A 9,870-nucleotide genomic window follows, 5' to 3' on the forward strand; every position below is an offset into this window, starting at 1 on the left:
CGCGTCAGAAGCTTTCTGACGCGGTCGGATTTTCTATAGAAGCATGTCCCTTCTTCCGGCACAGCAGTGAATTGTTCTTTCGTAGAAATACATAAAGTGTCACAGCTGGATGAAGAGCGCTTTTTCCGTGGGCGTTCGGAAAAATCAGGCTTCCAGCAAGTACTGGACGGAGGACGTCATCGATTTATTGATCGCCGTCAGCTCTCTGCTGACTTCCGAGAACCGTTCGATCAGCTCGTTGTTTTCCTCTACCGAATTTTCCACGTGTTCAAACGATTGGATCAGACTGCTTGTTGTAGCTTGAATGTCGGAAATCTGGCCGCGGATCGCTTCGGAGGCTTTGGACGTTTCCTCTGCAAGCTTGCGGACTTCATCAGCAACGACACTGAACCCGCGGCCGTATTCTCCAGCACGCGCCGCTTCAATGGACGCATTCAGTCCGAGAATGTTCGTCTGCGACGACACTTTATTGATCATTTCCAGTACGGAATCAATTCTACTGATGCTCTGCTCTACTTGTTCCGTCCGTTTTTCCAGGCTCTCACTCGAGGAACTGAGGCTGCCTGCCGATTTTTCGAGCTGGTTCGTGTACGTATGAACCGACTCCAGAACTTCTTCCGTCTTTTGGATGTTCTCTTCAATGGTAATCAAGTGTTCGATGTTATATCCGATCCCAATCGCCCCAATCACCTCGCCCCGGCCGTTTTTAATCGGCTGGGCTTTCCCGAGAAAATGAGTGTTGTATACCTCGAATGGAGGCCGTCCGCTCTGCGGTTTCCCATTCAGAGCACCGAGCATTACCGGATCATCTTCCGGTATCGGGTCTCCGGCTTGAATGTCTACATCGATCGTCTTCCCCGGGAAATGGGCATAAAAGCCTTCCCTCGTCGTAATGTCCATCATAAAGTCATCTTTCGAAATTTGTTGAAAAATAGGCGCTGCAACCGCGATGGCCTGAAGTATTTCCTCATCGGTCATCTGTGCCAGCGAGCTGTCATCAAACGTCAACATATGTATCCTCCCTCAAAAATCATACTCTTCTCCTATTATGAAGGAAGATGCAACGGTTGACCAGTCACATTTCCCTGGAACGAGCTCTGCTGAATATCCCTTTGTTCCTGAAAAAAGACGGTCTGTGAGAAGGACGAAACGAGCGGGCGAATAGCTAAGACACCGCAGCTTCCTAAGGCACACACAGATTCCGTTTCCTCCTCTGGTATGTTATGATAATGGAGGTTTTGCAGCTCAAACCCTTTATCACAAAGGAGTCAGTATCATATGGTTAAATGGATTACCGGCACGGCCGGACTGCTCGTATACATCGGTTTCATCGTCTTTTATTATATCCAGATTTCTCCCTACACACAGGAGCTGGAAGACTGGCTGGCAGCAGGAACAGCTGCGCTGGGATTGATTCTGCTTGCGGCCACGTTGATCACCCCGCAGCGTCTGCGGATTCTTGCCGGTATTTTTTTGACTCTGTTTCTCGCTGTCACGCTGGTGAATGCCATGTTCTGGCTCGTGCGCCCTTACCAGATGGTCTACCAGGACGTCCCGGAACGAATGGATATGCTGGAAGAGCATCTGGAAGAAGAGTATCCGGGTCGTTCTTTTGATATCAGCCAGAGTCCTGTCGACGAAGACCCGCTGTTTTTGTTCTTTGTTGAATTCGACGATGAGCCCGGGTACGTCTACTATTATTATATGGACCGGGACACTGCTGAAGGCGAGAGTCCAATTGAGCCGGACGGCGGCCATGTCCAGGAGGAAGCACCTTCCTCCTGAGGCAGACCCGCCCTGCCCTCCGCTTTCCTTTCGTTGCTGTCGTCATTCTTTCCCCGTGGATAACAGTCTTCCTGCCCGAGGCTTCTACGTCGGTACAGAAAAGACGCTACGGAAATGAACCTCTACCCCAACATTTATTTTAGAACCAAACTTACACATTCTTACCACATAAATAAACGCTCTCGACGATCCATTAAGGATGATCGAGAGCGTTTTTTTACTTGCTGGAACCCTTTGTTGTCTCTTTCGCAGGCCATCGCTCATCCGCTCTGGTGTTGATCCGGAGAAAAAAGGAGAGAGCCCCTCCTTTTCGTTTCCGCTACGTCCATTCCCTCACGTATTCCATCACATTTTCCGCAAAGGACATCATATTCAAATAATTGATGAGGACAAAACCGATCAGCATCGCCGACAGAATGAACGTACCTGCAACAGCTGCTGTACGAAGCGTCGTTGTCCGCTCCATCCGGGCAGCGTACAGGGAGGCGCCTCCTGCGACGACGAGCAGCAGAACAGCCGATCTGGCGGCCTGCTTCATGTCGTTTTCCGCTGATGCAGCGAGCTGCATCGCTGCCGTCCACTGATCATCTATGTTGGATTGATGAGCACGATGCTCTTCCGTGTTCCAAAGTCCGTAGGTTACAACGGCCTCTTCTCCGTCCATCTCGTATTGAATCACGCCGGGATACAGATCCAGAAACTGTACGAGGCTTAAGAGAATCAGGCCTGTAGAACAAACAAGCACAATCAGGGAGATGTAGGTATTCTTGTTTTTTATCAACATACGTCTGCACTCCTTCTCCATCCGCTCCATACTGTATCACGTTTTTCTCCTTGAGCCAACCAGAATCCAGAGGAGAAAAAAGAAGAAAAGAGCCGCCGCCTGCATGCCGATGAAATGCCATGGCTGAGGTCCGAAAAAGTCCAGAATACTCCGACCCGAGGGCGGTCTCATGATAAACCAGTAGTTCCCCCCGGTCCTCGTGTTAATGATCCAGATGAAGGGAACCATCAGATTCAGCCCCAGCCAGCTCACACCGATATGACGGAAATAGACAGGCCAGCCTTCGCCCCATCGGAAATAAAACATCACAAGAACCGCCAGCATGTGCGTATAGAAAAAGTGAATGAATCTGAAGTGCGGAAAATCATAACTTAACACAGGCGTCACCATCGCCTGCGCTGCCCCGCCGACAGCAAACAAAAACATGAACTGAAACAACCATTTCCACCGGAAGATCAGGAGCAGGGCGGTCAGCTGGACCGTAATACTGCTCAGTTCGATCGGCAGGGAGTGCCGGACGCTCCACTGTCCGGTGGAAAGGAGGAAAGCTTGATAAGCCGCTTCCATCAGCAGGAGAGAAATACCTACGGCCACCTCACATTTTCTTGAAACTATGCTGCCTTTGTTTCTGTATAGAAACAGAAGACCCGCAGCAAGCAGCGCCAGCACAGCCCAGTGCGAAACGGAGAAATGCTCAAATACGTACGGTTCAGGATCTGCACGAAACATGGTCTACCACCTCCCCGGAAAAGCTCCTGAATTTCACGTTTAATTGAAAACATTTGAAGGAATGGGTTCTATAACAAGTATAGAGGAGGAATAGCTATGGATAAACAGTATTCCATCATCGTGATTGACAAACTCGGTGAAATGAAAATGCTTCAGCACCCGGAAGGCAGCAAAACGGAAGAAGTCATGATGAAAACGAAAGAGGAAGCGTGCAGCTTTTATGACAAAATGAAGCAGCTGTATCAGGAATGTTCCGTGAAAATGATCGCCCGCTGATCTCCCCCCCTTTCCAATGAATGAATAAGCGAAGAGCTGCAGCCGCTCCCTCCACTCGAACGCAGCTCCCTCCCTCCTTTTATTACATCCTCAATACAATATTTCGAGAAGATGATGTTTGTTGCATACCCGTTACAAAATCTCCATACTCCGATGCATAAAGTTCCCTCATATGATGTGATACTGTGTGTAGTAGAGTGTTTTCAGGCACATCAAATCACATTGGGGAGATGAAAGAATGCAGTGGAAATCCATCATGTATCTGGTCCTGGCAGTTGTCATGCTCATGACAACGTTTGCGACCAGTGCAGGGGCGTCAAGTCCATTCACAGACACCGACAGTGAAGAGATTAAAACATTGAACAGTGACGGCATTGTCCAGGGATATGAGGATAACGAATTCCAGCCGCAGCGTGAAGTGAGCCGGGCAGAGGCTGCGACGATGATCGGTAGATCGCTGAACCTTCCAGCGAACTCCACCGACAACATCTTTCCGGATGTACCATCAACCCATTTTGCTTCAGCATACATACAGGCGGCTTCTGATGCTTCCATCGTAAATGGATATGAAGACGGAAGCTTTGGTCCGGATGAACAGCTGAATCGTGGTGAAATGGCTGCTATTATTGCAAGAGCATATGATCTGGACGGAGGGGAACCTGCCGATTTCTCTGATGTTCCTTCATCACATCAATTTCATGGAGATATTGAAGCACTGTCTGCTTCAGGAATCACGGTCGGTTATGATGACGGCACCTTCCTGCCGGAGCAGAATATTTCACGAGAGGAATTTTCTCTAATGCTGGCCCGGGCCCTCTATCCGGAATTCCGTCCTTCTTTTGAAGAAGAGGAAGAAAACGTGGAGGAGCCGATCGAGAACGAACCGGAGACAGAACCGGTTGATTCCGGTGATACGATTGGTACCGGGGTTGTGGTCAACAACAGCACTTTGAACGTAAGGCCGGACCCTTCTACAGACCGGTCCACAGTAGGACAGCTTGTTGAAGGTCAGCAGGTAGCTGTACATGAACGTGTCGGAAACTGGGTGCGCGTATCCACCGATGACACAACCGGCTATGTATCTCACAGCTTCCTCATGGTCGATTATGCAGATCACAGCAGTCCCCTTTTCGGTGAGACGATCGTCGTTGATCCAGGACACGGCGGCAGCGATCCTGGCGCGACAGCCAACGGGGTTGTGGAAAAAGAAATCGTGCTCGATGTCAGCCTCCGCCTGGAGCCGATGCTGCAGGAGGCGGGCGCCAATGTCATCATGACTCGTCGATCCGACTGGTTCCCATCTCTGTCTGACCGGGTACAAGAGGCAAACAACGCCGAAGCCGACCTCTTCCTCAGTGTACATTCGAACGCAGCCGGCAGCACAGCCGCTCACGGAACTGAAACATTTTATGATACGAGTGTCTGGGCGGGCAACAGCCGGACGCTTGCTGACGAGCTGCAGGCAGAACTGCTTCAAAAACTTGGTACGAACGATCGTGGCGTGAAAACATCTGGATTCTATGTTATCCGCAACACGAATATGCCGAGCGCACTGGTCGAGCTTGGCTTTAAGACGAATGCACAGGAAGCTGCCTACATGCAGACAGATGAATTCCGCCGCCTTTCCGCGGATGCTCTCTATGAAGGCGTCCTCGGTTACTACCGGAATAAGCAGTAACGATCGCTGGCTGCTGAGGAAAAAACAATAACGCATCTTCAGCCGCGCCGGAAGCTTCTCTGCTTCCGGCGCTTTTTTGCTGAGGGATGCAGCTGTCATGTTTTGCTGAACATTCCCTAAAGCTGATTTATGGAGGTCCTCATTGACATGTTAGGATGAATAGCTTCAAGCATGATCCGATATGTCTCCAATGGCACGTGTGAATTTCTCTCAGCTGAATAAATACAAAAACGAAACCTTTGCAGGAATAAAGGCATCGACGCCAGAGAAATGAAGCGACATCCAAAAATCCTTCTACGCAAGGTGAAGAATAGTGGAGCACAAGCCCCTTGGCAAGCGTCCGCCGAAAACGAATGAAAAACGTCACAGCAATGAATCTTTTCACAAACATTTGTTTTAGAACCTGTCAGGGTAGTTGCGCCCGTACCTCTCCTGCTATACGCTACAAGGAGAAACGTCATAGACACAGATAAAACAGGAAAGGCGGCATCCTCCTATGGAGAAGCGGGGAAGACTGCAGAAACGCCTGCAGGAACTGCACCAAGAACATCAGCTTCCACCGGCGGAACGCAGGCGGAGGTTGAACAAACGAAAGGAAGGGCAGAAGCCGCAGACTGGAAGGCAGATCCCCTCCTTTTTCTGGATTCTGATTCTGCTCTTATTTTTTGTGCTGTTTACAGCTCCGCAGCTGTTCACCGGTTTTCAAGACGATGGAACGAGCCTGCCCCTGCCGGAAGGAAATGAGGCACAGCAGCTTCATATACCTTCTGGTGAGGACACCTGGTCTCAGGGAGAGCCGCTCGAGGAAGAGACTGCCGCTGTGCTGGAGCGGCTCACAGCGGACATCAGCTGGGAGGAGAAACAGCCGGAAGAAGCCGTCCCACCGGACTTGGGCTCGCCATTTCCCTCATCCTTCCTCGTAACGTTTGATACGGAGAGCGGCTCCTGGGCATTGACCAGTGATGACGCCGGCCTCGTGCAGCTCTGGTCGCTCGAAGGGGAACACCCCCGCTACTGGCAGAGCCGCGCCATGGACGTCTATACGCTGCTGCAGGAAGCAGCTGCAGACGCGTAAAAATTTCCGGATTCCGTTGCGTCCCCGGCAGGAATCCGGCCTGCCGGTATAGAATGAATACAGAAGAGCTCATTTATTACGTTCAAGGAGGCGTTAGGATGACAGTAAAATGGGGTATTTTAAGCAGTGCGAAAATCGCAGAAAAATCGATGGTGCCTGCCATCCACGATGCACCGAATGCAGCATTGTATGCTGTAGCGAGCCAGAGCGGACAGGCAGCCGAAACAGCTGAAAAATGGGGCGCTTCTGTGTCATACGATTCTTACGAAGCCCTCCTCGGCGATCCGGAAGTGGAAGCTGTCTATATCCCGCTGCCGAACTCCCTCCACAAGGAATGGGTCATGAAAGCCATGCACCACGGGAAGCATGTGCTCGTAGAGAAACCGGCCGCTGTAACGTCGGAAGACATCCAGGAAATCAGGGAAGCAGGCAAGGAAACCGGCATGATATGGATGGAAGGGTTTATGTATCAGTTTCATCCCCAGCATGCGTTTGTCAAAGAACAGATCGACTCCGGCCGGATCGGGGAGCTTAAACGCATCCGGGCTTCTTTCTCTTTTCCACTGGATTTAGAAAGCGACAACATCCGTCTGGATCCAAACCTCGGCGGCGGAGCTCTCTACGATGTCGGCTGCTACTGCGTGCACATCAGCAGGCATCTTCTTGGTGAAGAACCGACCCACGTCTTCAGCGACGCCCGGACGTTCCACGGGATTGATGTCTCCACCACCGCTCTCCTCTCTTTTGACAAAGTCGATGCTGTCCTCGACTGCAGCTTCGATGAGGCTGCGCTGAACCGCTACGAAGTGATCGGCACGAAAGGACGGATCGAAGTGCCGTTTGCGTTCCGTCCCGACCAGAATCCGAACGACGGGCTCGGAGAAGTCATCATTAAAAATGCCGCCAATCAGACGATCGAGCATCAAACATTCGCAGCAGATCAGTTCACACTCCAGATCGAACACTTTTCCAACTGCGTACAGGAGAAAAACGAACCAGTTTACACGCCCGAGAGCACGCATAACAACATGAAAGTCATTGAAGCGCTGTATGCTTCGCAGCAGCAGCAATGATCCGCCGACTCCGAATACAGCCGCAGCACCTTCTGCTGTGGCTGTTTTTCCCTGTGCTCCTGCTGATGGTCGAACTCTCGCTTGAGGCCGTTTACCGTCTGCCTCTTACCGGCGGCCCTGATATTGGGGACGGAACCTGGTATGCCGCCTTCATCCGCGCCTTAACAACCGTCAACCTAGTCTACACCTATATCCCGGAATTCATGATTGCCCTCGTGATGATCGGCTATCTGCTCGTCCTGCCCGCTGCAGCAGCCGCTGTCTATGCTGCCGAAACTGGTCGTGCCGTACCGCTGACAAGACTCGGATATACATACGGTGCACTGCTTCCTGCAGCTGCGGCCGCTGCGGTCTTTTTCAGTCTGATTGTGTTGCTGACACAGACAGCCGGTCCGTTCATCTGGATGCCTCTTCTGCTGATCGGCCTTCTTGCAGGCGTTCGTACCGCTTTTCCCTTCTACCTGCATCTACACCGCGGGGAAGGTCCCGCCTTCATCACGGCATGGAAAGAAACAGCCGGTACCCCTGTCAAAACTGTCATGGTCCCTTTCCTCGCTCTGCTTTTTTTGTACGTGACCGCCGCTGCGATCGAAGCTGCTGCGGCTTCCCTCTTCGGCTACAGTATCCTGCTGACGTTCGTAGAGAGAGTCGTGATGCTCTTCTCGTTTTACCTTCTCGTGCGGCTGTATATTGCCTCTGCTCGAGCTGTTCCACTCCGGGGTGACATGGTATGATGAGGGCTCGACATTCAAATAGAAGGGAAGATTTTCATGCAGACCTGCCACGCCTGCGGCGCTAAGCTGCATTGGGCACAGCGCTGGCGCAGCCAGTGGCTCGCCGACCCGATCGTCTGCCGTACCTGCGGCAGGATTCATGACATGCGGTTTCAGTCAAAGGCTGTTTTTATCGCTGTCACCATCCTGCCAGTGCTGCTGTTCAATGCGTTCTCCACGTATGAGAACTGGATTCCGGTCCTGACGTGGGGCGCTTTCTATATCGCGCTGGTGAGCCTTTTCACACCGTTTCTGCTCCGGTACGATTTAAGACCCGAGCCAAAGAAAAAAGACGACGGTACGCCGGCGGAGCCGGAGTAACGCCATCCTCAGTGCCGGAAACCTGCATGAACAGCAGTTTCCGGCACTCCTTTGTTTCTTTTAATTCCAACGCGCAAATCCCCCCTCTGAATGAATCACCTGCCCGGTTATCCACCTGCTCTCCTCCGTCATCAGCCATGCAAGAAGCCGTGCCGGATCCTCCGGCTTCCCGAACCTGCCGAAAGGAAAGCGGGATCGGACCTCCTGCCAGGCCGCATCCGAAAGGTACCCGGTGTCCACAGGGCCTGGGTTGACCGTATTCACTGTAATTCCGCGCGGGGCCAGTTCATCGGAGAGTGTCAGGGTGACCCCGGCAATGGCTGCTTTAGAGGCCGCATACGCCACTTCTCCCGGCATCGGCCCCTGGCTCTGCCCGGATGTCATAAATAGAATCCGTCCATATTCCAGTGCCACTGCTGCATATGCTTTCGCCATCATAATCGAAGCCGCGGTATTGACCATGTAGTGCCGCTGGAGCTTGTCTTCCGACATGTCAGCCAGCTCCCCGTCCGACCCGCTCATAGCATGGATACAAACAACACCTGATAAAGGTTGAACGGCTGCTGCCTCGATGACTAGGCGCTCTGCCGCTCCGGGCTTCATAAAGTCCACGGACTGATCATGAAGAAAAGCATCTTCATGCAGGTGTTCCCTGATGCTCTCCTTCACGCTGGATAAATCATCCGCTCCCCACGCCTGCTCGGCGTCATGCGGCTGGAAATGCTGAATCGTCAAAGATGCCCCGTAGGATGCAGCGAGAGCCGCCGTATGGGCACCGATTCCCTGCTTCCTGCTGACGCCAGTCACCAGGAAATGCTTTCCTTTCAAGGGACAGGGGTCTCTTCCTTCTTTCACTGGCATTTCCTCCCTCCCATGACATGCTGTGTTCTGTCAGGCGCCGAAAAGTACGAATGGCTGTTTATTCCCGCACAGCGCTCGAAACCTCCGTTTTTCTCTAGGCTTTGTTAAAGCCTAGTGTTGTTATAACAAAAGTACGCCTGCGGCTCTTTTTTCTGGTTTTAGAATAAATGTTGGGGCAGCGGTTCATTTCCATGGCATCTTTTCTTCCGTTTCAGGCGGACGCTTGCCAAGGGGCTTGCCCTCCACTCTCCTCGCGTTGCGAGGAGGATGTTCGGACTGCGCTTGATCCCTCTGGCGTCGCCGACCTTCACTCCTGAAAAGGGTTCGTTTTTGTTTTTTCTTTTCAAAGAGAATCATAGGTCCGCCATTTGGAAAGCGTTTGAGCATTCCTAAGCCTAATCAGCCCAACATGTGAATGAGAACCTTTTTTCTTCGCTTGCCGCGGAGACATCCTTCCGCTCTCCCTCCCTTACGTCCGGGAGGATCTTCACGCTTTCTTTATCCGCAGGCGTCTC

General features: G+C 51.9%; 11 protein-coding genes. 7 read left to right on the forward strand and 4 right to left on the reverse strand.

Annotated features, from left to right (window positions below):
- Positions 1-144: 144 nt before the first annotated feature.
- Positions 145-1,011 (reverse strand): methyl-accepting chemotaxis protein, encoded by an 867-nt coding sequence (locus G477_RS0113465; RefSeq protein ID WP_026698388.1) that lies wholly within the window; start codon positions 1,009-1,011, stop codon positions 145-147.
- A gap of 267 nt (positions 1,012-1,278) precedes the next feature.
- Here G477_RS0113465 and G477_RS0113470 point away from each other — a divergent pair, with 267 nt between their 5' ends.
- Positions 1,279-1,785 (forward strand): hypothetical protein, encoded by a 507-nt coding sequence (locus G477_RS0113470; protein WP_026698389.1) that lies wholly within the window; start codon positions 1,279-1,281, stop codon positions 1,783-1,785.
- A 319-nt stretch (positions 1,786-2,104) separates the two neighbouring features.
- On the opposite strand, the gene G477_RS0113475 is transcribed toward G477_RS0113470, so the two are convergent.
- The gene (locus G477_RS0113475) at positions 2,105-2,569 is read right to left on the reverse strand and encodes a hypothetical protein (RefSeq protein WP_026698390.1); all 465 of its coding nucleotides are present in this window, start codon (positions 2,567-2,569) and stop codon (positions 2,105-2,107) included.
- 36 nt (positions 2,570-2,605) lie between these two features.
- Positions 2,606-3,298, reverse strand: a complete 693-nt coding sequence (locus G477_RS19665) for a YwaF family protein (protein WP_051288028.1) — start codon at positions 3,296-3,298, stop codon at positions 2,606-2,608.
- Between the two features lie 96 nt (positions 3,299-3,394).
- Here G477_RS19665 and G477_RS0113485 point away from each other — a divergent pair, with 96 nt between their 5' ends.
- The 6 genes from G477_RS0113485 (at position 3,395) to G477_RS0113510 (ending at position 8,494) form a co-directional block, all read left to right on the forward strand.
- Positions 3,395-3,574 (forward strand): hypothetical protein, encoded by a 180-nt coding sequence (locus G477_RS0113485; protein ID WP_026698391.1) that lies wholly within the window; start codon positions 3,395-3,397, stop codon positions 3,572-3,574.
- A 238-nt stretch (positions 3,575-3,812) separates the two neighbouring features.
- The gene (locus G477_RS0113490) at positions 3,813-5,252 is read left to right on the forward strand and encodes an N-acetylmuramoyl-L-alanine amidase (protein WP_026698392.1); all 1,440 of its coding nucleotides are present in this window, start codon (positions 3,813-3,815) and stop codon (positions 5,250-5,252) included.
- A gap of 496 nt (positions 5,253-5,748) precedes the next feature.
- Positions 5,749-6,327, forward strand: coding sequence for a hypothetical protein (locus G477_RS0113495; RefSeq protein ID WP_026698393.1), 579 nt, complete (start codon positions 5,749-5,751; stop codon positions 6,325-6,327).
- Between the two features lie 98 nt (positions 6,328-6,425).
- Positions 6,426-7,400 carry a Gfo/Idh/MocA family protein gene (locus tag G477_RS0113500; protein ID WP_026698394.1) on the forward strand — a complete coding sequence of 325 codons (975 nt, stop codon included), beginning with the start codon at positions 6,426-6,428 and terminating at the stop codon, positions 7,398-7,400.
- A complete protein-coding gene (locus G477_RS0113505) occupies positions 7,397-8,134 on the forward strand; it encodes a hypothetical protein (RefSeq protein ID WP_026698395.1) in 738 nt (245 codons plus the stop codon). The genes G477_RS0113500 and G477_RS0113505 overlap by 4 nt, the downstream gene beginning before the upstream one ends.
- A 36-nt stretch (positions 8,135-8,170) precedes the next feature.
- The gene (locus G477_RS0113510; RefSeq protein WP_026698396.1) at positions 8,171-8,494 is read left to right on the forward strand and encodes a TIGR04104 family putative zinc finger protein; all 324 of its coding nucleotides are present in this window, start codon (positions 8,171-8,173) and stop codon (positions 8,492-8,494) included.
- A gap of 60 nt (positions 8,495-8,554) precedes the next feature.
- Here G477_RS0113510 and G477_RS0113515 read toward each other — a convergent pair whose 3' ends face one another.
- Positions 8,555-9,349: an SDR family oxidoreductase gene (locus tag G477_RS0113515; RefSeq protein ID WP_245575531.1), complete on the reverse strand. Its 795-nt coding sequence runs from the start codon at positions 9,347-9,349 to the stop codon at positions 8,555-8,557.
- Positions 9,350-9,870 lie beyond the last annotated feature (521 nt).

Origin of the sequence: Alkalicoccus chagannorensis DSM 18086 (assembly GCF_000429725.1) — a bacterium.
GTDB lineage: Bacteria > Bacillota > Bacilli > Bacillales > Salisediminibacteriaceae > Alkalicoccus > Alkalicoccus chagannorensis.